Below are 21,031 nucleotides of genomic sequence, written 5' to 3' on the forward strand. Positions count from 1 at the left end.
AAACGATGCCCTTAAAGTGTCGATGCTTCGGGGGTCCAATTTAGCTCGTTCACTTCTCGGAAAAGTATTAGACCTCGCTGCTAGCTACCCAGAAGGACACCTCTCCCTTCCCCACTGCCACCCAAAAACTCATCCAACATTAATCTTGGCTCAAGAATCGCTTAATCTATAACCTGCACTATAGAGTTCGACCAAGGGCGGAGCGGCGCAACGCAGGCCGCCGAACGCAACGCTCGCGCCCGGGCAAATCGCCCGGCGTCGCGCCCATCGAACGAAAGGACAGGTCATGGACGACCTCGAAAAAGTTGAAACCATCCGCACCAAGTGCAACGTGAGCTACACCGATGCCAAGGCGGCGCTCGACGCTGCCGACGGTAACGTTTTGGATGCCATCATTTGGCTCGAGTCGCAGGGCAAGACCCAGACCACGTCGGCGCATGCCGCCACCGAGTCCGCGCCAGTCGATGAGCCCTCTGCCGAGATGGTCGCCGCGCAGGCAGCCTACGAAAAGTCGAGCGAAAAGACCGACTTCTCCAAGAAGATGGACAGCGTGTGGGAGTACCTCAAAAAGCTCTTCCGCCTGAGTCTGGACACCAAGTTTATCGCCACGCGCCGCGATGCGATCATCCTCAACATCCCCATCCTGATCCCCATCGTCGCGCTGTTTGCCTGGAGCGCCACGATATGGCTGATGCTGATTGGCCTGTTCTTTGGCATGCGCTACCGTATCGACAGCGACGGCGACGTGCCCGGCAGCATCAACAACCTGATGGACCACGCCGCCGACGCCGCGGACGACATCAAGCAAAATCTCAACGACGACAAGTAATCGCAGACGGGGGCACGCATGGCACGGATCTTGATCGTAGAGGACGAGGAGAAAATCGCCCGCTTTGTGACGCTCGAGCTGGAGCACGAGGGCTACCAGGTGGAACACGCCGCCGATGGCCGCACTGCCGTGGACCTGGCGCTGGAGCGCGACTACGATCTGATTCTGCTCGACGTGCTGTTGCCGCAGCTCAACGGCATGGAGGTCTTGCGGCGTGTCCGCAAGCACAAGGATGTGCCGGTGATTATGGTCACCGCGCGCGATGCCGTGATGGACAAAGTGGCCGGGCTCGATGCCGGTGCCGACGATTACCTGACCAAGCCATTTGCGATTGAGGAGCTGTTCGCACGGATCCGCGTGGCACTGAAGCGCTCGGAAGCCGTGCGAGCGGCTTCGGGCGTTGGCGGCGCCAGCGCCGGGGCTGGCGTAGCGAGCGGCACGGCCGCCGGTATCGCCACAATGTCCCCGGCAACCGACACGGCCCAGACCGCTGCCGCGCCCTCCCCCGCTGTGCTCGCCGTGGGCTCGGTTGCGCTCGACCCCGACCGCCGCGAAGTCACGGTCGGCGGCTCGCCCATCGCGCTCACGGCCCGCGAGTTCGATGTCCTCGCCCTGCTTATGGCGCATGCCGAGACCGTGCTCGCGCGCGAGCGCATCGCGCACGAAGCGCTGGGCTACGAATACGTGGGCGACACCAACAACGTCGACGTGCACATCGCGCACCTGCGCGCCAAGATCGAGGACGCCGGCGGCGCCCGCATCATCCAGACCGTGCGCGGGGTGGGCTATGTCTGCCGTGCGTAACGCCGAGGCCAAGCGCGTCACCTCCATCGCCCGCGCCATCAACTGGGGCTATATGTGGCGCCGCCTGATGAGCCACATCTGGCTCGATCTGTTACTGTTGGTTATTGCGGTGGCGATCCTCGTCTATGGATACAACCAGACGCTGCCCAACGGCGCGTTTACCGCAGGATGGATCCCCAGCGCCACCGTTCGCGGCATGTCGCTGACGCCCGCGCGCGACTGGGACCTGACAACGCTCACCTATACCGTCGAGCTTGCGCGTACCACCAAGACTTTCCCCCTCGCGCAGGACCTCGTCACGCTATGGCCTCTCTACCTTGTCGTTGTGGGTTGGCAGGTCATCAGCGCGCTCAACATGCTCGGCGGCGCCCGCCGCGTGCGCCGCACCATGGCGCCGCTCAACGATCTGGCCCTGCGCGTGGACGAACTCGGCCGCATGCAGCTTTCCGGCGGCAAGATGGAAACGCTGGAGCAGGCCATCGAGCGCGCAAGCGTCGACTCGCCGAGCGTCACCACCGGCGACGCCGACCTGGCGAGCATCGAGGTTGCACTCAACCGCCTACTGCGCCAGATGCAAGAGGCCAAGCTGCAGCAGATGCGCTTTGTCAACGATGCAAGCCACGAGCTACGCACGCCCATCGCGGTGATTCAGGGCTACGTAAACATGCTCGACCGCTGGGGCAAAGACGACCCGGACGTACTGGCGGAGTCCATCGCCTCGCTCAAGGCCGAAAGCGAGCATATGCAGGAGCTCGTGGAACAACTGCTGTTTTTGGCGCGCGGCGATGCCGGGCGCACGGTCCTGCGGCGTGCGAATACCAACCTGGCCGCGCTGGTCGGCGAGGTATGCGAGGAATCGCAGATGATCGATGCCGCGCACACGTATCGACTGGCGTACGACGCTGCGCTTGTCAGCGACCCGCGCTGCGACGCGCCCGTTGACGTGGCGCTCGTGAAGCAGGCTCTGCGCGTAATCGTGCAAAACGCCGCCAAGTATTCGGACGCGGGAACCACCGTCACATTTGGCATAACGCCCGATGCGAACACGGGCGCGATCGACATAAGTGTTGAGGACGAAGGCATCGGCATGAACCAGGAATCCGCAGCTCACGCGTTCGAACGGTTCTACCGCGCCGACAACGCGCGCGATGCCGGCGCGCAGGGCTCGGGTCTGGGGCTCGCCATCGCCAAGTGGATCGTCGACAGCCACGGCGGCGTCATCGGTGTGACCTCAGTCGAGGGCGTCGGCAGCCGCTTTACGATTCGCCTGCCACGATAGAAAGCCCCTCGGCATAAATAAAGGGATAAGGCCATGCGGCCCTATCCCTTTTTGCTAGCTATAGCAGCCTGTGCGCTACTCGCGGCACAGGTGCACGGCGAAGCCGGCGAACTCGCGCTTAAAGTACACGAGCTTGGTGCCGCCGTCGGGCAGCAGCACGCGCGACTCCTCGTTGACCTCGAGCCCGCGCTCGGCAAACCACTTCTCGGCCGCATCGATGTCGTTGACGGCAAAGCCAATGTGGCCCTTGGTGCCACGACCGTTCTGCTTCATGACCTCGATCAGCGAATCGTTAAAGTACGAAACCGGGGTCTCGATAACGGGTAGGCCCATCATCGTCGAGAACAGCTCCGCAATCTCCAAGGCATCGGCCGGGTCGGTGGCGTTAATGCCCACATGGGCAACGCGCATGCCAAAGAGCTCGACCGGATTGGCGTTCTGCTCACTCATACAGTCGGCGCCTACTGAGCCATAACGTCGAGAACGGCCTTCTCGGCAGCGACGCGGTTCATGCCGGTCATGAAGGGCACGCCACTCACGTACGGGCAGGTGAGGCCCTCGGGGGCAACGGTGGTGGCGATCAGCAGGTCAGCGCCCTCGTCGCAAGCGTCCTTGGCCTCGGAGATGGCGCACTGCACGATCTCGTACTTGTCGGCGTAACCGTTGGCGTCGAGCAAGGTGGCGACCTTCTGGGCAACGAGCGTGGAAGTAGCAGCGCCAGCACCGCAAGCCAAAACGATCTTCTTCATAGGTAATGTCTCCCTTCATGGTTTACTTTAGGTAAGTGTACCGCAGCGAGCGATGGCACTCAGCCTCGATGAGCTTTTATGCCAGTTTGCTTGTGCGCTGCGTATAATACATCTAGTACGTGTTGTCATACCGCTCGCTTTATGAGCGACTAAGGATCCTAACATGCCCGATTCCCGCACACTCTGGACCGCCGTCGTTATCATCTGTATCGCCGTGTCGGTGTTCTTTAGCGTCAAAAAACGCACTACGTTTAAACGCCTGCAACAGTTGATGGCCGCCAAACAGTGGGCCGAGTTCGATCGTTTGCTCGACGGCAAACTCACCAGCATGCTGTACCCGCGCTACAACCGCGACTACCTGCGTCTGAACTCCTATCTGCTGCGCGAGGACCACGAGCGCGCCGGCGAGATGTTCGACCTGCTGCTGGGACTCAACCTGCCCAAGATGCAGCGCGTCGACCTGGTGATCAAGGCCTTTAACTACTACGTTGGCCAGGAGGACCGCAAAAAGTCCAAGGAGCTGCTGCACGAAATCAAGGGCTTTGAGGGCGGTCAGGCCGAGGCGGTCGCGCACGAGTGCCAGCTGATGTACGACACGATGATCCTCAAGCGTCACAACGACATTCCCGAGCTGGAGCGCATGCTCGAGGATGTCGGCGACGACCCGGTCAAGCGCTGCCGCTTGGAGTACCTGCTGGCCCTGCAGTACCAGAACAAGGGCGACGAAGCCAAGTTTGCCGAGTACTTGGAAAAGTCAGGCCAGCACTCGATGGCCGTCAACGCGTAACGGACGGCTTGTGCTAGACTTCTAGTCTCACGGGGGCGTGGCGGAATTGGCATACGCAGGGGACTTAAAATCCCTCGCCGCAAGGATTGTGGGTTCGAGTCCCACCGCCCCTACCATTTGGTTTTTACAAGCCTGTATCCCCTCAGGGATATGGGCTTGTTTCTTGTGGACGCCGGTGGGGCTCGAACCCGTGAGGGGGCGAGCGTGAAGCGGACGCGCAGCGTCCGTAGCGAGCCGGCGAGGACGCCGGCAGGCGGCCGAAGCCGGTGCGGATTTGCGCAGCAAATACGCAGACGTCCCACCGCCCCTACCATGTATTGCTTACGGGCCCGTGTCCCCTCAGGGATGCGGGCTCGTTTCTTTTAGATGCCGATACAGATGGTGAGTTGCGGTGGAATAGGGACTGTTTGGGGCCCGAAAGGGCGATTTTAGTCCGTATTTCACCGCAACTTATTGGAGGGTGCTGAGGCTGGGGATCCAGCCGATGGTGGGGGTCGCGCCGTCGAGGGTCTCGTTGATGGTGGCGGCCATGCCGGCGAGTAGGCTGTTCTCGCTTACGGTGAGCGTGTCGTAGCCGCCGGCTCGCATAAGCTCGCGAATCACCACGGCACCAGCCAAGATCACGCCCGCGCGTTTGGGCTGTACACCCGGTAGCGCGGCGATGCCTTCCGCGTCCAACACAGACATGCGCTCGATAGCGGCCGAGACCTGCTCCAGCGACAGCTCGCGTAGGTGCACAAAGCTCGAATCGTACGGTTCCAGCTCGTGGACCAGAGCCACCAGCGTAGTCACCGTGCCGCCCACCGCGACTAAGCGTTCGGCGCGCTCAAAGTCGACAGGCAGGCCCTCAAAATAGGCGGCGAACTGCTCGCCTGCCCACGCGGCAGCGGCAGCAAGCTCGCCATCCGCGGGCGGCAACGCGGAGAAAAAGCGCTCCGTCACGCGACGGCAACCGATGTCCAGCGAGCGCGTTCCCTCCAGCGCAAAGACGCTGCGCTCCGGAGCGTATACGCCCGTCGCGAGCTCCGTGGAGCCACCGCCCGAATCCGCGACGATGATGCGCTCGCCGGCAAAGTCGTGCGCCACGCCAAAAAATGTCAGGCGCGCCTCGACCTCGCCCGGAATCACCTGTGGTTTGAGCCCCAACTCGCGCAGGCCGTCCAGCAGCAGCGCGGCATTGGACGCATCGCGCGCGGCACTCGTGCACGTGGTGCAGACGCACGCGGCCCCAAAGGCACGCGCCTCATCCACAAACATACGACACGCATCGACCACACGCTCAACGGCCGCCTCGCAAAAGCGGCCCGTCGCGTCCACGCCCTCGCCCAGGTCGGTAATCTCGGTATGCTTGGACGATTCCACAATCGCCCCGGCCTCGACCTGGGCCAACACCAGTCGCGACGACACCGTTCCCAGGTCGATCGCGGCCACCTTATAGCGTTTGCAATTTGTCATTGCGGGTTCCCCTCCGGGCGCTATTTGCCGTTGGACACGACCGTCTGACCCTCGACGCCGTTAAACCCAAACAGCATGTCGAGCGCCTGGATGTACCACGGCGCGTCCTTGCCGACTTCTTCGATTTCCTTGGCCACTTCGCTGGCCTTCTTGGCGTTTGAGGACTTTTTGCTCGACGACGAGTCCGAATCGTCGTCCAAGCCTAGCACGTCAATCTTCTTCTCGCCGGGCATCACCAGGCCCAGGTCCTCGGACGCCGCGTCCTTGATACCCTCCTCCGAGAGCAGTTTGTCGACGCTTTTTTGCAGCTCATCATTGTATTGCTGGCGAATCTCAACCTGCTTGGCCAAGATATCGCTCGAGCGTTTTGCCACGTACAGGTCGCGCACGGGAAAATACAGGCTCACGAGCACCAGCGCCACCACGATACCGATAAACAGCGGACGCAGAGAGCCATGCGTAAAGTCATAGATCGCCTTGACCACCGCGTTGTCGTTGGCGTAATGCATAAAGTCCGAGCCCGAAAGACGGCTCGAAGGTCTGCTCGATTTGTCGTGTGCCTGAGTCGAGGGACGCGACGCATGCGATGAACGTGCCGGGCGCACCGGTCCATCTGTCGAAGTATTCACTTGAGCATTGGGGCGCGAGGTACTTGTCGGGCGCTGTGTGGAGCGGTCGACGCCGGCGTAGGCGGACCCACCGAGCTGCACCGTGCGCGCACGGCGAGGCGACGGCTCGCGCGAACCGGCGGAATAGTACCTGTTGTCGTAAATCTGATCCATGTGCGCCTTGTGCGGTTGAGGTTTGTTTGCGCTAAGTCCTTTAGTTATAGCACGAGCGCCCGCACCGCCTTCGCCAGCCTTTGCTCGACATAAAAAAGGCGCTGAGCCATATGGCCCAGCGCCCACAGCGCTTTGCGGCGTCCAGCCAAGACGGGGCGGAACCGAGTCAGCCTCCCCCTCGCCAAATTCGCCCGTTTAGCGAATGTTGTAGAACGCGGCCTTGCCGGCGTAGCGCGCGCAGCCCTCAAGCTCGTCCTCGATGCGGATGAGCTGGTTGTACTTGGCGATACGGTCGCTGCGGCACGGGGCGCCCGACTTGATCTGGCCGGCGTTAACACCCACGACCAGGTCGGCGATCGTGGAGTCCTCGGTCTCACCGGAGCGGTGGCTCACGATGCAAGCGTAGCCGGCCTCCTTGGCAGTCTCGATGGCCTCGAGCGACTCGGTGAGCGTGCCGATCTGGTTGACCTTGACCAGAATCGCGTTGGCGGCGCCCAGCTCGATGCCCTTCTTGAGGCGCTCGGTGTTAGTGACGAACAGGTCGTCGCCCACCAGCTGCACCTTGTTGCCAATGCGGCGGGTAAGCTCGACCCAGCCGTCCCAGTCCTCCTCGGCCATGCCGTCCTCGATGGAGATGATGGGATAGGTGTCGACGAGCTTCTCCCAGTAATCGACCATCTGGGCACTCGTGTACTCCACGCCCTCGCCCTTGAGCTCATACATACCGGTCTCAGCGTTGTAGAACTCTGTGGACGCCGGGTCCATGGCGTACATGAAGTCGACGCCGGGCTTAAAGCCGGCTTTCTCCACGGCCTTGGTGATGTACTCGAACGGCTCGGCATTGGTCTTGAGGTTGGGCGCAAAGCCGCCCTCGTCGCCCACGCCGCCGCCCAGGCCGGCCTCGTGCAGCACGCCCTTGAGGGTGTGGTAGACTTCGGCGCACCAACGCAGGCCCTCGGCAAAGCTCGGGGCGCCCACCGGCATGATCATAAACTCCTGGAAGTCAACGTTATTGTCGGCATGCACGCCGCCGTTGAGGATGTTCATCATGGGCGTGGGCAGCAGGTGGGCGTTGACGCCGCCCAGGTACTGGTACAGCGACAGGCCCGCCGACTCGGCAGCGGCGCGGGCGACGGCCAGCGACACGCCCAGGATGGCGTTGGCACCGAGCTTGGTCTTGTTGGGGGTACCGTCCGCGGCAATCAGCGCGGCATCGACGGCGCGCTGGTCGAAGGCGTCGAGGCCCACGACGGCGTTAGCGCACTCGTTGTTGACGTGCTCGACGGCCTGCGAAACGCCCTTGCCCAGGTAGCGGCCCTTGTCGCCATCGCGTAGCTCGCAGGCCTCAAAGGCGCCGGTCGAAGCACCCGAAGGCACCATTGCGCGGCCAAAGCTGCCGTCCTCGAGCACGACCTCGACCTCGACGGTGGGATTGCCGCGGCTGTCGAGTACCTCGCGACCGTAGACGTCCAAAATATCGCTCATGTTGTCTCCCTCTCACTTGGAAACGTAGTGGATGCAAGCGACCGGCTGACCGTGCACCATCGGTGCGCCTCCGTAAGTTAGCCATGTCGCACTTTTTGCATTATGCCCTAAGTTAGCCGAAGGATACACTTGATTTTCGAAAAATTTAGCGGGAACGATGAGGCGCGTCAGCCCGTCGTTCCCGCAGTCTTACTCCTCCGCCTTTGCGGCATCCCACAGGTCGTTGAGGCCGTGGGTCGAGAGCTCGGCCAGATCCACGTGGGCATCGGCCGCCATCTGCTCCATCGCGGCCCAGCGGCGGCGGAACTTTGCTGTGCTGGCACGCAGGGCGCTCTCGGCGTCGATACCCTCCTTGCGCGCGACGTTGACCAGGGCAAAGAGCAGATCGCCAAACTCCATTTCGCGCTCGGGCGTTCCGGGGGCCTCGGCCTCAAACTCGGCACGCTCCTCGGCAACCTCGTCCCACACGTCCTGGACCGTCTCCCACTCAAAGCCCACGGCAGCCGCCTTGCGCGACACCTTCTGAGCCTGCATCAGCGCCGGTAGATGCGTGGGCACGCCGTCGAGCAGGCCCTCGGGCGCAGCCTCGCCTGCCGCCACGGCCTTGTCCTTGGCGGCCTTCTCGGCAAGCTTGACCTCGTCCCAAATCTTGAGCACCTCGTCGGAGCTGTCGGCATCTACATCGCCAAACACGTGCGGATGACGGCGGATGAGCTTGGCATCGATATCACGCGCCACGTCGGCCAGCGTAAACTCGCCGGCGTCAGCAGCAATCTGCGCATGCAGCACGACCTGCATGAGCACGTCACCCAGCTCCTCGCGCAGGTGAACCGCGTCGTCCGCCTCGATGCAGTCGAGCGCCTCGTAGGCCTCCTCGATCATGTTCTTGCCAATGCTGCGGTGCGTCTGCTCGCGGTCCCACGGGCAGCCGTCGGGCTGACGCAGACGCCAGATGGTCTGCACCAGATGCTGCAGCTCGGCCGACGCGTCGACCAGCGTGGACAGGTCACGCGAACCCTCGGCATTTTGCTGAGCCATGTGCTGCGCCATGGTTATTCCTCCTCCAGGATCACATGGCGGAACGCGCCGTCCTCGTAGATGCCGTAGCTGTGCGTGCCGTCCTTGGGAATGCTCACACTACCGGGGTTGAAGAGCCACAGGCCCGGGTGCGCCTCGCTTACCTCGTTAACCTTGATATGCGTGTGACCGTAGACGAGCGCGGAACCCTCGGGCAGCGCGGGCGCGTGGTCGACGCTGTTGTGCATGCCGGCGCCAAAGACGTGGCCGTGCGTCAGGAACAGCTCGCGGCCGGTCTCGTCGAACAGCGTGGCGTAGTCGGCCATGACGGGGAAGTCGAGCACCATCTGGTCGACTTCGGCGTCGCAGTTGCCGCGCACCGCGATGATGCGGTCGGCCAGGGCGTTGAGCAGCGGAATCACGCGCTTGGGGGCGTAGTCGCGCGGCAAGTCGTTGCGCGGACCGTGGTAGAGCAGGTCGCCCAGCAGCACGATGCGGTCGGGGTTCTCGCGCTCGATGGCGGCGCAGAGGCGCTCGGTCCAATATGCCGAGCCGTGGATGTCGGAAGCGATGAGGTATTTCATGGTGGTCCTTTCGGGTGGGTTTGATGGGGCTGGGCGCGGCGTGCCACCGGCCGCGTTACTCAAATCGAAGCGCCGCGCTCTGAGCCGCCTGCATCACGCGCTGGAGCGGCACGTTGTGCACGCGGGCGAGACGGGCGCAATCCTCGTACTCGGGAGCCGCGCGCTCGCTGCCGTCGGGCAGGGTCGCCACCTTAACAGATACCTCGCCCCAAGGCGTTGTCACCTGCTCGAATCGGCGCGGCAGGCAAACGCGTTCCATCACCTGGCGACGAACGGCGTTGGTCGTAGTCTCCAAAAAGATAATCGTCTGTAGGCGCTCGATATCCTCGTGCGAGCAGATCACCTGCAACTGCCATCCGGGGCGACCCTTTTTGCAGTAGAGGGGTAGCCAGTGCACCTCGCGGGCGCCGGCCTCGCGCAGGCGGTCGGCGGCATAGGCGAGTACCTCGGGCGACGCATCGTCGATGTCGCACTCCAGCTTGACGATGGTCTCGGGCGCATCGGTCTCGCGGGACAGCGGAGATGTACTTCCACGTTGCATACAGTCCGGATCCTTTCCGCACGGGCTCGTTTTATTCACCCAAACGCTAGCACATCACGGGCGGCGCAGGGGCGGCGTCATGGGATAGGCGCGACTTTCGTTCGTCGCCGCCGTCGCCCCTATCCAAACATGTACATCAGCCTCCAAACATGTCATTTTTTGCAGCTTTTGGAGGCTGACGTACACGTTTTGGAGCGGGGCCGCACACGATCAGAATTGCGCCCGCACTCCGTCCACCACAAAGTTCGCCGCACTCAACAATTTTGAACTTTCTACGCAGTTCATCGGCTAAAAATTACCCTCGGCATACTTACCCGCTGCACGATGTTACTCTAGTTGCATTTGGCTAACTAAGCGGCTGCCGAGGACCCCACCCGGCACCGTTACGGCATAGGAGGTTTCATGTTCGAGAAGCGGCTTTTCTCCCTAGTTCCGCAGGCAACGCCCTACATTATGGCAAGCGTCCTGTTTAAATGGATCGCGCTCATGGCAAACATCACGGTGATGTGGATGCTTGCACGCATCTTGGGCGGCATCGTCACGGACGGCCTTTCCGCCGCGCTCGCCGTCGATGCCCTCGCACAGGCGACCTTGCCGCTCGCCGCCGCCATCATCGTGCGCGCCGCCTCCATCTACCTGGCCCAACGCGCCGGCGACAAGGCCGCGTTCGAGGCCGTCCGCCGCGTGCGCTCGCTCGTCTACGACAAGCTCACCGCACTCGGCCCCTCCTACACCGAGACCGTCCCCACCGCCGAGGCCGTCCAGACCAGCGTCGAGGGCGCCACGCAACTCCAGGTGTACTTTGGCGGTTACCTGCCGCAGCTCTTCTTTGCCGGCTTGGCACCCATCACGCTGTTTGTACTGCTCGTAGGCCAGGCGGGTCTTCCCGCCGCGCTGCTGCTCGCCTGCGTTCCGGTCATCCCCGTCTCCATCATGATGGTCATGCGCAACGCCAAAAAGATCGGGGCCGAGTACTGGGGCAGCTATGTCGATCTGGGCGGCATGTTCCTGGAGGCCGTGCAGGGTCTCACCACCCTTAAGGTCTACCAGGCCGATCGCAGCTGGCATGAGCGCATCAACGCCGAGTCCGAGCGTTTCCGCACAGCGACCATGCGCCTGCTGGTGATGCAGCTGCGCTCCATTTGCGTTATGGACCTGGTCGTCTATATGGGCGCCGCGCTCGGCATTATCGTAGCCGCGCTGCAGCTCGCCACGGGCAAGATTGGCTTTGAGGCGGCCTTTCTAGTCGTCTTTTTGTCGCAGGAGTTCTTTTTGCCCATGCGCCGCCTGGGATCGCTGTTCCACACGGCAATGAACGGCATGGCCGCCTCGCGCCGCATGTTTGGCATTTTGGATACGCCCGAGCCCAAGCGCGGCGATGTTGAGCTTGACGGTCGCGGCGATATCGAGCTCGCGGGCGTGAGCTATGCCTACGGCGACCGCACGGTGCTGGACAGCGCCAGCGCGACCATTGCGCACGGCTCGCTTGTGGCACTCGTGGGCGAAAGCGGCGGCGGCAAGTCCACGCTCGCGGGGATTATCTCGGGCCGCAGGGACGCCTACCGCGGCAGCGTTCGCATTGGCGGCGTCGAGCTGCGCGATGCCACGGCCGCCTCACTCATGCGCGCCACCACGCTGGTGCCCACCAACGGCTACCTGTTTGCCGGCACCCTACGCGATAACCTGCTGCTTGCCCAGCCCAACGCCACCGATACTGAGCTTTTGCGCGCGCTCGACCGCACGCGCGTGGCGGCCTTTGTGCAGGCCAACGGCGGGCTCGATATGGTGATCAACGAGGGCGGCACCAACCTTTCGGGCGGTCAGCGCCAGCGCGTGTGCATGGCGCGTGCCCTGCTACACGACTCGCCTATCTATGTGTTTGACGAGGCTACGAGCAACGTCGATGCCGCAAGCGAAGCCGCAATCGGCGAGGTCATTGCATCGCTCGCTGGCGAGCACACCGTAATCGTGGTGGCACACCGCCTGTCGACAATCGTGGACGCCGATCAGATCCTGGTGCTGGAGCGTGGCCGTATTGCCGAGCGCGGCACCCATGATGAGCTCCTGTCGGGCGCGGGCACCTATGCGCGCATGTGGAACAGCCAGGAGCAGCTCTCGGCATATGCGTATGCGGAGGGTGATGCCGAGGATGCCGGCGCGGTTGAGGCTGTTGACGGCAGCGCTGCCTGTACCGATGGCCTCAACGGTGCCGGCTCGTCTTCCGCTACCGCGGCGTCTGACTCCGGCCGCGGCCGTCGCTCGGCGCTGTCCATCATGTGGCGCATGATGGGGCTCGTCCGACCGCTTGCCGGCTGGCTTGTGCTAGCCGTCGCGCTGGGCAGCATTGGCATGCTCACCGCCGCGTTCGTGCCGGCCTTTGGCGCCCTTGGCCTTATGGCCGCGCTGGGCCGCTACGCCTTGGGGCTTGGTCTGATCGCAGCATGCGCGGCCTGTGCCGCCTGCGGCATCGCACGCGGGCCGCTCCACTACGGCGAACAGCTCTGCAACCACTACATCGCGTTTCGCCTGCTCGCGCACATCCGCGACTTGGTGTTTGGCGCCCTGCGCCAGCTCGCCCCCGCCAAGCTCGAGGGCCGCGGCAAGGGCGATCTCGTGAGCCTGGTCACCTCGGATATCGAGCTGCTCGAGGTCTTCTACGCGCACACCATCTCGCCCATTGCCATCGCTCTGGTCTGCACCGTTGTGTTTGAGGGCTTTTTGCTGGCTGTGAGCCCCGAGCTCGCGGGCATCGCGCTCGTGGCCTACGCGGTCCTGGGCGTGCTGCTGCCCCTGACCTCGGCCAAGGCATGCGGCACCACTGGCCGCCAGAGCCGCGAGGGCGCCGGTAAGCTGGGTGCCTTTGTGCTCGACAGTCTACGCGGCGCGTCCGAGACTATCCAGTTTGCCGGTGGCGCCGATCGCAGCCGTGCCCTGGGCAAGCTGACCGAGCAAGTCGGCGCCGTGGACGCGCGCCTCAAGCGCCGCCAGGCGGCCAGCGAGGCCGTAGCCGATGCGCTTATTCTTGCGGCCAATCTGGTGATGCTCGGGCGAGCGCTGCAGCTGGTGGCTGCGGGAACGATCGATTTTGCCGCAGCGTTTGTCGCCGTCTTTACCTTTGTGTCGTCGTTTGGCTCGGTGATGGCCGTGAGCCGCCTGGGCGCCTCACTGCAGGAGACGCTCGCCTCGGGCGCACGCGTGCTCGATTTGCTCGACGAGCAGCCCCAGTGCGCCGAGGTCGCCGACGGACAGGACGTTGAGTTTGCCGGCGCCGCAGCCGAGCATGTGAGCTTTAGTTATGCGGGCGGCGTGGACGCGGGCGGTGCGGGCGCCACGGAGCAGGTCGCGAACGACACCGCTGCGAGTCTCATCCTCGACGACGTGACCTGCACCTTTGCGTCCGGCACCATGACCTGCATCATGGGGCGCTCGGGCTCGGGCAAGTCGACGCTGCTTAAGCTGCTCATGCGTTTTTGGGACCCCGCAGCTGGCACCATCACGGTGAGCGGCGTCGACGCCCGCCACATCAACACGGCGAGCCTGCGCAGCCACGAGGCCTATATGACCCAGGACACACATCTGTTCTGCGGCACCGTACGCGAGAATCTGCTGGTCGCGCGCGCCAACGCCACCAATGCCGAGCTGCTCGACGCTTGCCGCTCCGCCTCACTCACCACGCTCATCGACCGCCTGCCGCAGGGTCTTGACACCCCGGTTGCCGAGCTGGGCGACTCGCTCTCGGGAGGCGAGCGCCAGCGCATCGGCCTTGCGCGTATCTTCCTCAACGACGCACCCTTCATCTTGCTCGACGAGCCCACCAGCGCACTCGACGCCCTCAACGAAGCAGCCGTAATGCAGGCCGTTGACGAGCTCAAGCGCCGCGGCAAGACCATCGTGCTCGTAAGCCATCGCGCCAGCACCTGCGCCTTTGCCGATTGCTCACTTTCGGTCGAGCACGGGAGGCTGAGCTAGATGGCGCGCACCGCCGACACACCGGAGCTGGCACGCAAACGTGAGCGCGAGGCCCAAATGGTGTCGCAGATGATCGCGTTGTGGTGCCGCGGGCATCATGGCGGCGGGTATGCGATCGAGCAGGCTGGCGACGATGAGCCCGTGCGCGTGAAGCTCGGCCTTCGGACCATTACGCTCTGCCCCGAATGCGCCGAGCTGCAGGCCTACGCCGTCGCGCGCATCGAGCGCTGCCCCCACATGGACACCAAGACATTTTGCTCGGCCTGTCCTTCGCATTGTTACCGGCCTGCCATGCGCGAGAAGATCCGCGAGGTCATGCGCTGGTCGGGACCGCGTATGATCCGCTATCGCCCCATCACCGCCGTGCGGCACGCGATTACAACCGTGCAGTCCAAACGAGCGGCGGCGCAAAACAAGTAGCCGCGGCGGGCGCCCTGCGCGTTCCCGCACCCACTCCTCCGCCCAAACATGTACGTCAGCCTCCAAACATGTCATTTTTTGCAGCTTTTGGAGGCTGACGTACACGTTTTGAGAGCAAGCGAGGCCGCACCACGCGCCGCGCAGCCTTTCCAATCGATTTCGACCCCCCGGCGTGCCCGACGTGTTGAGGGCTGCGCCATTACAATGGAGCAGATTCGCCGAATGCAAAGGAGTCGCCATGCCCGCATGCTCGCTGGTCGATTGCCACACCCATACTTCGTTTTCGGACGGCCATGCCTCGTTTGAGGAAAACGTCCGCGCTGCCGCGGCCGCTGGCTGTCGGGTCATGGTCTCGACCGACCACCTCACCCTGCCCGCCAGCATGGATGCTAACTGCGAGGTGCAGGTCGTCGAGGGCGACTTGCCGGCACATCGTCTGGCATTTGAGGACGCCCGTAAACTCGCCGCGCAGATCGCGCCGGAGCTCAACTTTATCTATGGCTTTGAATGCGATTGGTACGAAGGCTGCGAGCCCTTGGTAGAGCGCTGGTCCCAGGGCGCCGTGGTGCGCTTGGGCAGCGTGCATTGGATTGGCGACCCGGGCGATATCATGGCCGGCGCCGCGGGCACGGCGGGAACAGAGAGCGTCGCTCGCCCCGATACGCCCGATTCGCTTTGTGGCTGGATCGACGACGATACCAACCTGCATGTTTGGGAAAACTTAGGCGTGCGCGGCGTGTGGGAGCGCTACGTCGATGACTGGTGCCGAGCCTGCGAGAGCCCGCTCAACTTTGATGTAATGGCTCACCCCGACCTAGTCATGCGCTTTTCGAAGGAAGGCTTTGCGCCCGACTTTGACCCGGCGCCGTTTTGGGGGCAGATGGCCGAGTGCGCGCACGATACGGGTCGCCGCGTTGAGGTCTCGACGGCCGCACCGCGCAAGGGGCTCGACGACTACTATCCCGCGACCGGCCTTTTGCGCTGCTTCGCCCACGCCGAGGTGTCAATCACCTTTGGCTCGGACGCACACCGCGCCTGTGACATCTGTTGGAACATTCGCGAGGCTCAGGCCCACGCCTACGACTGCGGTTATCGAACCTTCGACATCCCCCATCTCACCGGCGAATGGGAGTCCACGTCCCTCGCCTAGCTATCCCTAGCTATCCCTTCATAAGTTGCGGTGAAATAGTTCCTGTTTATAGCCCTAGGACCGTCAAACAAGAACTATTCCACCGCAACTTCTATGGTCATCGGGGACGTTCTTAAACGACTAGTGGCGGCGGGCGTTGAGTTCGCCGGCCAGTTCATCGAGGGTGATGCCGTAGCGCTCGAGCGTCACGAGCAGGTGGTAGATCAGGTCGCCGGCCTCGTAGCGAATGTGGTCATGGTCGTTATCCTTGCAGGCCATGATTACCTCACTCGCCTCCTCGGCAAGCTTCTTGAGCAGCTCGTCCTCGACGTCGGTCAGCAGACGGGCGGTGTAGCTCTCCTGCGGCGATGCGTCGCGACGACCGTGAATCACCTCGGCCAGGCCCGTCAGCGTCTCGCCAATATTTCCCGGCTGCACGTTAGCTGTTCTGACTCCCATGGTTATTTCCTCTCGTTACTGCAGCGTAAAGTAGGTACCGGTCTCATCGAACCGAGGCTTTGCGCCCTTTTTCTCAAAGAACTCGACGATGACGGCATGGGCCTCATCGAGCCTTTCCTTCTCGGCCTCGAGCCAAAGCGACTGCGCCCCGCAGGCATCGGTCAGGTGCACGCGGCACGGCACGCCCGCGCGGAGGAGCTCGGCGTTGCAGTCGGCGACTTCGAACGGCGTCACGACCTTCATCGTGTTCCCCCCTTTACGCGCTTAAAGAAGCAGGTACGGTTGCCGGTATGGCAGGCCGGGCCCGGCGAGTCCACCTTGACCAGCAGCGTATCGCTATCGCAGTCGGCCCAGAGCTCCTTGACCTCCTGCATGTTGCCACTCGTCGCGCCCTTGTTCCAGAGCTCCTGACGGCTGCGACTCCAAAACCACGTGGTCCCGGTCTTGAGCGTCAGCCCCACCGATTCCTCGTTCATCCAAGCAACCATAAGCACCTCGCCGGTGTCATATTGCTGAACCACACAAGGAATCAGCCCGTGGGCGTCGTACGTAAGCTCAGATGCTTCTATTACCTCAGTCATCATTTCTCCCAAGTAATAACAGTAAGCCCCACAGGTCGGCGAGGGTTGTCCAGGTGCCGCAGGTTGCCGCGAAAGAGGAGCGACGCGTACTTTGGTACGCGAGCGACGGTTTGAGCGGCAAGATGCGGTGCCTGGGCAAGCCGCAGCGCTAGAAGTCCAACCTGACAGGGATGCCCTGCGAGGCCATGTACTCCTTCACCTGGCGAATGCTGAAGGTTCCAAAGTGAAAGACGCTTGCTGCTAGCACGGCATCGGCTTCGCCCTCGATCACGCCCTCGGCAAAATGCTCGAGCGTGCCCACGCCGCCGCTCGCGATGACGGGGATTGGCACCGCGCGCGCCACGGCGCGGGTGAGCGCCAGGTCAAAGCCGGCCTTGGTGCCGTCGCGGTCCATGCTGGTCAGCAGAATCTCGCCGGCGCCGCGACGAGCCGCCTCCTCGGCCCATGCCACCGCATCGATACCCGTGGCGTTGCGGCCGCCCGCCGTAAAGACCTCCCACTTATCGGCGCCCGGCTCCCCGGGCAGCCCCGCGCGCTTGGCATCGATCGCCACGACCACGGCCTGGCTGCCAAACGCCGCGGCGGCCTGGCCAATCAGCGACGGGTCGCGTACGGCCGCCGAGTTGAGCGACACCTTATCGGCACCGGCGGCAACCATGGTCCGCATGCCCGCCAAGTCGCGAAAGCCGCCGCCCACGGTATAGGGAATAGCGAGCTCCTCGGCCGCGTGCGCCGCCATCTCGATGGTCGTCGCGCGGTTGTCGCTCGTGGCGGTAATGTCCAGGAAGACGACCTCGTCTGCACCCTCGCGGTCGTAGGCACGGGCAAGCTCCACCGGATCGCCCGCATCGCGCAGGCTCACAAAGTTGACGCCCTTGACCACACGGCCGTCCTTGACGTCTAGACAGGGAATCACGCGCTTGGTAAGCATGGGCTACTCCTCCCCTCGGGCGGCGGCCAACGCCTGTACCAGCGTAAAGTTGCCCTCGTAGAGCGCACGACCGGTAATGGCGCCTTCAATCGCGCCCTCGCCCACCGCGGCCAGCGCGCGGATGTCGTCGAGCGTCGAGATGCCGCCCGAAGCCACGACGGGAAATCCCGCGACCTCGGCCACATGGCGATACGCCGCCACATCGATGCCCGTCTGCATGCCATCGCGCGCGATGTCGGTATACACCAGATGCTTAAAGCCCAGCTCGGAAAGCTGCGCCACGGCATCGTCGAGCGCCACACCCGCACCATCGCGCCAACCGTTCACCTTGACCTGGCCGTCGCGCGCGGCAATATCGGCGACCAACAGCTCGCCAAAGCCTTGGGCTGCCACCTCGGCAAAACCCGGCTCGGTCACCAGCACGGTGCCCAGCGCAATGCGGCGAGCACCATAGCCGGCCAGCTCGTCGATGCGCGCGAGCGAGCGGACACCGCCGCCCACGTCCACGGACAGGCCGTCGACGCCGCAGATAGCCTTAATCGCCGCCGAGTTGGCAGCGCACGCGTCCTCGTCCTCACCAAAAGCAGCGGACAGGTCGACGACATGCACCCAGTTCGCGTCCTGCTCGGCAAACGAGCGGGCGACGGCGACGGGGTCGTCGGAATATACCTTGCAGCGGCTGCGGTCGCCGCGCTCCAGGCGCACAACCTTGCCGCCGATCAGATCAATTGCGGGAAACAGGATCATCGGCCAACCTCCTCGACGATGTTGACGAAGTTCTTAAGAATGCGCTGACCAAGCGCGGAGGATTTCTCGGGATGGAACTGACAGCCCCACACGTTGCCATGACGCGCGATGCACGGGAAGCTCCGCGTGTAGTGCGTGCGCGCCAAAACATCAGCGGCATCGGCGTCGTCGGCCACCGCGTAGCTGTGGGTGAAGTACATGTTGGCGCCCTCGGCAAAACCGACGAGCAGCGGGTCGGCAGCACCGGCGGGCGTCATGTGCACCTGGTCCCAGCCCACGTGCGGCACCTTCAGACGACTCGATTCCAAGCGCGTACACGAACCGCGCATGATGCCCAGGCCATCGACCCAGGGGGCACCGGCCTGCCCGGAGGCGTCGCCGTCCGCGGCAACACCCTCGTCCGCTGGCACGCCCTCGTTACCGCGCTCAAAAAACAGCTGAAGGCCCAGGCAGATGCCGAACAGCGGAGTTCCAGCGGCGACGGCATCGAGCACCGCGTCCGCCTCGCCGCTCTGGCGCATAAAGGCGATCGCGTCATAGAACGCGCCCACGCCCGGAATGACCAGGCCGTCGGCGCGGCGGATCTGCTCCGGGTCGTCCGATGTACAGGCGGCGGCACCGGCGCGCGCAAGCCCGCGCACGACGCTCGACAAGTTGCCCTTGTGGTAGTCGACCACCACGATCTTCGGTTCGCCCACGCGACCCCTCCTCCTCATCTTGTCCAAAAACCACCACAAAGGGGACAGGCACCTTCGTGGTGGTTTTACCCTTGCGGCGGTTACAGTGAGCCCTTGGTGCTGGGGATGCCCTGCACGCGGGGATCGAGCTCGCAGGCGCGGCGCATCGTGCGACCAACGGCCTTAAAGGCGGCTTCGATAATGTGGTGCGAGTTGCCGCCCGCCAGCTCGCGCACGTGCAGCGTGAGCTTGGCGTCACGCGCGAAGGCATAGAAGAACTCGACGGCTAGCTCAGTATCGAAGCTACCCACGCGCTCGGTCGGCACGGGCAGCTCGCAATAGGCCTGGCCGCGACCCGAAATGTCCACGGCGGCCATCACGAGCGTCTCGTCCATGGCGATCGCCGCGTCGGCAAAGCGCGTAATACCCACCTTGTCGCCCAGCGCCTGGCAAAACGCCTCGCCCAGCACAATGCCCGTGTCCTCGACGGTGTGGTGCGCGTCGACCTCAACGTCGCCCACCGCGTGCACCGTCAGATTGAACAGACCATGGCGACCAAAGGCGTTAAGCATGTGGTCGAAAAACGGCACGCCGGTCGAGATATCGCACACGCCAGATCCGTCCAGGTCGAGCTTTACGACAATGTCGGTCTCACCCGTCTTGCGGGTTACCTCGGCATAGCGGTCCATCTACATCTCCTCCTTCACCAGCGCGGCAAACGCGGCCAGCACCTCGTCGTTTTCCTGTGGGGTGCCCACGGTAATGCGCAGGCAGTCCGCGAGCCCCGGCGCGTAGCTAAAGTCGCGCACCAAAATTGAATACTCGTCGCGCAGACGCTCGCGCACGCGCGTGGCATGCGGCGTGCGCACGAGCACAAAGTTCGCCGCGCTCGGCCATACCTCCACGGGCAGGCCTTCGGCAGCCATCGCGCACAGGGCGCCCAGCTCGCGCTCGCGCTCGGAGGCGACCTGTGCCACCACGGGCGCGTACGCATCGCGGGCACGCACGCAGGCACGCGCCGCCGCCTGGCTCAGCACGTTGACCGAATAGATCTGGCGAATCGCCGCGAACACGTCGATGACCTCGGGCGCCGCGATCACGTAACCCAGACGCGTACCGGCAGCGCCAAACGCCTTGGACAACGTATGCAGAATCACCAGGTTGGGATGCTCGGCAATAAGCCCCTGCGCCGTGATGGCCGCGCCAAACGAATCGTCGGCAAACTCAACGTAGGCCTCGTCGACCATTACCATGCCGGGACACGCATCGCACAGCGCCGCGACAAAGTCGAGCGGTGCCACGTCACCCGTGGGGTTATTGGGCGAGGTCACGATCGCCAGATCGCACTCGGGAGCCGCCGCAAGCACCGCCGCCTGGTCGAGCTCAAAGGTCGTCGGGTCGCGCCACACGTCGCGCACTTCGGTCTGGCACAGCGACGCAAAGAACGCGTACTCGCTAAAGCACGGCGGGCAGTTGAGCAGGGTCCGTCCCGCGCCGCCAAACGCCAGCAGGTAGTTATAGAGCAGCTCGTCGCCGCCGTTGCCCACGCAGACATTCTCGCGCGCCACACCATGCCAAGCGGCAAGCTCGTCGCGCAGATCGTTGGACATGGGATCGGGATAGCGATTGAGCGGGGTGGCGGCAAGCGCCGCATCGACCGCCTCGCGCACGCCAGCCGGCACGGGATAGGTGTTCTCGTTGGCCGAAAGGTTGATGCGCGTGGGCGTAAAGTTGGGATCGTAGGGCTCAATGCCGGCCAAGTAGGGCTGGACGAGCTCCTTCATGCGCGGCGTGAGTTCGGCCATA

Annotated in this window: 23 protein-coding genes and 1 tRNA gene; 8 read left to right on the forward strand and 16 right to left on the reverse strand. The window is 63.7% G+C overall.

Features of this window, described 5'->3' with window-relative positions; genetic code table 11:
* Positions 1-286: 286 nt before the first annotated feature.
* Genes ACEG18_RS09230 through ACEG18_RS09240 form a run of 3 tightly spaced genes read left to right on the forward strand, consistent with a single transcriptional unit; the run spans position 287 to position 2,912 of the window.
* On the forward strand, positions 287-829 hold the full coding sequence (locus ACEG18_RS09230) for a UBA domain-containing protein (RefSeq protein WP_372542470.1): 543 nt from the start codon (positions 287-289) through the stop codon (positions 827-829).
* 18 nt (positions 830-847) lie between these two features.
* Positions 848-1,633, forward strand: coding sequence for a response regulator transcription factor (locus ACEG18_RS09235; RefSeq protein WP_372542472.1), 786 nt, complete (start codon positions 848-850; stop codon positions 1,631-1,633).
* Positions 1,617-2,912, forward strand: a complete 1,296-nt coding sequence (locus ACEG18_RS09240) for a sensor histidine kinase (RefSeq protein ID WP_372542474.1) — start codon at positions 1,617-1,619, stop codon at positions 2,910-2,912. Before ACEG18_RS09235 ends, ACEG18_RS09240 begins: the two co-directional genes overlap by 17 nt.
* A gap of 75 nt (positions 2,913-2,987) precedes the next feature.
* Here ACEG18_RS09240 and ACEG18_RS09245 read toward each other — a convergent pair whose 3' ends face one another.
* Positions 2,988-3,362 carry a VOC family protein gene (locus ACEG18_RS09245; protein WP_089573578.1) on the reverse strand — a complete coding sequence of 125 codons (375 nt, stop codon included), beginning with the start codon at positions 3,360-3,362 and terminating at the stop codon, positions 2,988-2,990.
* A gap of 11 nt (positions 3,363-3,373) precedes the next feature.
* Positions 3,374-3,661 carry a PTS sugar transporter subunit IIB gene (locus ACEG18_RS09250; protein WP_117640417.1) on the reverse strand — a complete coding sequence of 96 codons (288 nt, stop codon included), beginning with the start codon at positions 3,659-3,661 and terminating at the stop codon, positions 3,374-3,376.
* A gap of 163 nt (positions 3,662-3,824) precedes the next feature.
* Between ACEG18_RS09250 and ACEG18_RS09255 the strand changes: the two genes are divergently transcribed.
* Together ACEG18_RS09255 and ACEG18_RS09260 are read left to right on the forward strand one after the other, a co-directional pair.
* Entirely contained in the window at positions 3,825-4,448 is a 624-nt protein-coding gene (locus tag ACEG18_RS09255) for a hypothetical protein (protein ID WP_089573579.1), read from the forward strand.
* Positions 4,449-4,479: 31 nt separating this feature from the next.
* Positions 4,480-4,564 (forward strand) — tRNA-Leu (locus ACEG18_RS09260).
* Positions 4,565-4,898: 334 nt separating this feature from the next.
* Here ACEG18_RS09260 and ACEG18_RS09265 read toward each other — a convergent pair.
* From ACEG18_RS09265 to larC2, 6 genes are all read right to left on the reverse strand, one after another.
* A complete protein-coding gene (locus ACEG18_RS09265) occupies positions 4,899-5,903 on the reverse strand; it encodes a Ppx/GppA phosphatase family protein (protein ID WP_372542476.1) in 1,005 nt (334 codons plus the stop codon).
* A gap of 20 nt (positions 5,904-5,923) precedes the next feature.
* Entirely contained in the window at positions 5,924-6,685 is a 762-nt protein-coding gene (locus ACEG18_RS09270) for an FtsB family cell division protein (RefSeq protein WP_372542477.1), read from the reverse strand.
* A gap of 195 nt (positions 6,686-6,880) precedes the next feature.
* Entirely contained in the window at positions 6,881-8,170 is a 1,290-nt protein-coding gene (gene eno / locus ACEG18_RS09275) for a phosphopyruvate hydratase (protein ID WP_372542479.1), read from the reverse strand.
* 189 nt (positions 8,171-8,359) lie between these two features.
* Positions 8,360-9,220: a nucleoside triphosphate pyrophosphohydrolase gene (gene mazG / locus ACEG18_RS09280; protein WP_372542481.1), complete on the reverse strand. Its 861-nt coding sequence runs from the start codon at positions 9,218-9,220 to the stop codon at positions 8,360-8,362.
* Between the two features lie 2 nt (positions 9,221-9,222).
* Complete coding sequence (yfcE, locus tag ACEG18_RS09285) at positions 9,223-9,771, reverse strand: phosphodiesterase (RefSeq protein WP_372542483.1); 549 nt, start codon at positions 9,769-9,771, stop codon at positions 9,223-9,225.
* Positions 9,772-9,826: 55 nt separating this feature from the next.
* Entirely contained in the window at positions 9,827-10,312 is a 486-nt protein-coding gene (gene larC2, locus ACEG18_RS09290) for a nickel pincer cofactor biosynthesis protein LarC2 (protein WP_270226934.1), read from the reverse strand.
* 402 nt (positions 10,313-10,714) lie between these two features.
* On the opposite strand from larC2, the gene ACEG18_RS09295 reads away from it, so the two are divergent.
* The 3 genes from ACEG18_RS09295 to ACEG18_RS09305 all read left to right on the forward strand — a co-directional run bounded on the left by ACEG18_RS09295 (position 10,715) and on the right by ACEG18_RS09305 (position 15,851).
* Positions 10,715-14,281: a thiol reductant ABC exporter subunit CydD/CydC gene (locus tag ACEG18_RS09295; RefSeq protein WP_372542485.1), complete on the forward strand. Its 3,567-nt coding sequence runs from the start codon at positions 10,715-10,717 to the stop codon at positions 14,279-14,281.
* The gene (locus ACEG18_RS09300) at positions 14,282-14,701 is read left to right on the forward strand and encodes a nitrous oxide-stimulated promoter family protein (RefSeq protein ID WP_372542486.1); all 420 of its coding nucleotides are present in this window, start codon (positions 14,282-14,284) and stop codon (positions 14,699-14,701) included.
* Between the two features lie 238 nt (positions 14,702-14,939).
* Positions 14,940-15,851: a PHP domain-containing protein gene (locus tag ACEG18_RS09305; protein ID WP_372542488.1), complete on the forward strand. Its 912-nt coding sequence runs from the start codon at positions 14,940-14,942 to the stop codon at positions 15,849-15,851.
* 120 nt (positions 15,852-15,971) lie between these two features.
* Here the strand turns inward: ACEG18_RS09305 and hisE are convergent, their stop codons facing one another.
* The 8 genes from hisE to hisC all read right to left on the reverse strand — a co-directional run bounded on the left by hisE (position 15,972) and on the right by hisC (position 21,030).
* Complete coding sequence (hisE, locus tag ACEG18_RS09310; RefSeq protein WP_117583614.1) at positions 15,972-16,289, reverse strand: phosphoribosyl-ATP diphosphatase; 318 nt, start codon at positions 16,287-16,289, stop codon at positions 15,972-15,974.
* 15 nt (positions 16,290-16,304) lie between these two features.
* Entirely contained in the window at positions 16,305-16,532 is a 228-nt protein-coding gene (locus ACEG18_RS09315) for an RDAC family protein (RefSeq protein ID WP_118270948.1), read from the reverse strand.
* Positions 16,529-16,870, reverse strand: coding sequence for a phosphoribosyl-AMP cyclohydrolase (hisI, locus tag ACEG18_RS09320; RefSeq protein ID WP_372542491.1), 342 nt, complete (start codon positions 16,868-16,870; stop codon positions 16,529-16,531). The genes ACEG18_RS09315 and hisI overlap by 4 nt, the downstream gene beginning before the upstream one ends.
* A 148-nt stretch (positions 16,871-17,018) precedes the next feature.
* Complete coding sequence (gene hisF, locus ACEG18_RS09325) at positions 17,019-17,801, reverse strand: imidazole glycerol phosphate synthase subunit HisF (RefSeq protein WP_372542493.1); 783 nt, start codon at positions 17,799-17,801, stop codon at positions 17,019-17,021.
* Positions 17,802-17,804: 3 nt separating this feature from the next.
* On the reverse strand, positions 17,805-18,548 hold the full coding sequence (locus ACEG18_RS09330) for a 1-(5-phosphoribosyl)-5-[(5-phosphoribosylamino)methylideneamino]imidazole-4-carboxamide isomerase (protein ID WP_372542495.1): 744 nt from the start codon (positions 18,546-18,548) through the stop codon (positions 17,805-17,807).
* Positions 18,545-19,246, reverse strand: coding sequence for an imidazole glycerol phosphate synthase subunit HisH (locus tag ACEG18_RS09335; protein ID WP_372542496.1), 702 nt, complete (start codon positions 19,244-19,246; stop codon positions 18,545-18,547). The genes ACEG18_RS09330 and ACEG18_RS09335 overlap by 4 nt, the downstream gene beginning before the upstream one ends.
* Positions 19,247-19,326: 80 nt before the next feature.
* Complete coding sequence (gene hisB / locus ACEG18_RS09340) at positions 19,327-19,914, reverse strand: imidazoleglycerol-phosphate dehydratase HisB (protein WP_372542498.1); 588 nt, start codon at positions 19,912-19,914, stop codon at positions 19,327-19,329.
* A complete protein-coding gene (gene hisC, locus ACEG18_RS09345) occupies positions 19,915-21,030 on the reverse strand; it encodes a histidinol-phosphate transaminase (protein ID WP_372542500.1) in 1,116 nt (371 codons plus the stop codon).
* Position 21,031 lies beyond the last annotated feature (1 nt).

Source organism: Collinsella aerofaciens (assembly GCF_041537385.1).
Classification (GTDB): Bacteria; Actinomycetota; Coriobacteriia; order Coriobacteriales; family Coriobacteriaceae; genus Collinsella; species Collinsella aerofaciens_BV.

Excerpts from the sequence above, each read along its gene's own strand:
- ACEG18_RS09230 (WP_372542470.1), top strand. The coding sequence starts at position 287 with ATGGACGACCTCGAAAAAGTTGAAACCATCCGCACCAAGTGCAACGTG.
- ACEG18_RS09235 (WP_372542472.1), top strand. The coding sequence starts at position 848 with ATGGCACGGATCTTGATCGTAGAGGACGAGGAGAAAATCGCCCGCTTT.
- ACEG18_RS09240 (WP_372542474.1), top strand. The coding sequence starts at position 1,617 with ATGTCTGCCGTGCGTAACGCCGAGGCCAAGCGCGTCACCTCCATCGCC.
- ACEG18_RS09245 (WP_089573578.1), bottom strand. The coding sequence starts at position 3,362 with ATGAGTGAGCAGAACGCCAATCCGGTCGAGCTCTTTGGCATGCGCGTT.
- ACEG18_RS09250 (WP_117640417.1), bottom strand. The coding sequence starts at position 3,661 with ATGAAGAAGATCGTTTTGGCTTGCGGTGCTGGCGCTGCTACTTCCACG.
- ACEG18_RS09255 (WP_089573579.1), top strand. The coding sequence starts at position 3,825 with ATGCCCGATTCCCGCACACTCTGGACCGCCGTCGTTATCATCTGTATC.
- ACEG18_RS09265 (WP_372542476.1), bottom strand. The coding sequence starts at position 5,903 with ATGACAAATTGCAAACGCTATAAGGTGGCCGCGATCGACCTGGGAACG.
- ACEG18_RS09270 (WP_372542477.1), bottom strand. The coding sequence starts at position 6,685 with ATGGATCAGATTTACGACAACAGGTACTATTCCGCCGGTTCGCGCGAG.
- eno (WP_372542479.1), bottom strand. The coding sequence starts at position 8,170 with ATGAGCGATATTTTGGACGTCTACGGTCGCGAGGTACTCGACAGCCGC.
- mazG (WP_372542481.1), bottom strand. The coding sequence starts at position 9,220 with ATGGCGCAGCACATGGCTCAGCAAAATGCCGAGGGTTCGCGTGACCTG.
- yfcE (WP_372542483.1), bottom strand. The coding sequence starts at position 9,771 with ATGAAATACCTCATCGCTTCCGACATCCACGGCTCGGCATATTGGACC.
- larC2 (WP_270226934.1), bottom strand. The coding sequence starts at position 10,312 with ATGCAACGTGGAAGTACATCTCCGCTGTCCCGCGAGACCGATGCGCCC.
- ACEG18_RS09295 (WP_372542485.1), top strand. The coding sequence starts at position 10,715 with ATGTTCGAGAAGCGGCTTTTCTCCCTAGTTCCGCAGGCAACGCCCTAC.
- ACEG18_RS09300 (WP_372542486.1), top strand. The coding sequence starts at position 14,282 with ATGGCGCGCACCGCCGACACACCGGAGCTGGCACGCAAACGTGAGCGC.
- ACEG18_RS09305 (WP_372542488.1), top strand. The coding sequence starts at position 14,940 with ATGCCCGCATGCTCGCTGGTCGATTGCCACACCCATACTTCGTTTTCG.
- hisE (WP_117583614.1), bottom strand. The coding sequence starts at position 16,289 with ATGGGAGTCAGAACAGCTAACGTGCAGCCGGGAAATATTGGCGAGACG.
- ACEG18_RS09315 (WP_118270948.1), bottom strand. The coding sequence starts at position 16,532 with ATGAAGGTCGTGACGCCGTTCGAAGTCGCCGACTGCAACGCCGAGCTC.
- hisI (WP_372542491.1), bottom strand. The coding sequence starts at position 16,870 with ATGACTGAGGTAATAGAAGCATCTGAGCTTACGTACGACGCCCACGGG.
- hisF (WP_372542493.1), bottom strand. The coding sequence starts at position 17,801 with ATGCTTACCAAGCGCGTGATTCCCTGTCTAGACGTCAAGGACGGCCGT.
- ACEG18_RS09330 (WP_372542495.1), bottom strand. The coding sequence starts at position 18,548 with ATGATCCTGTTTCCCGCAATTGATCTGATCGGCGGCAAGGTTGTGCGC.
- hisB (WP_372542498.1), bottom strand. The coding sequence starts at position 19,914 with ATGGACCGCTATGCCGAGGTAACCCGCAAGACGGGTGAGACCGACATT.
- hisC (WP_372542500.1), bottom strand. The coding sequence starts at position 21,030 with ATGGCCGAACTCACGCCGCGCATGAAGGAGCTCGTCCAGCCCTACTTG.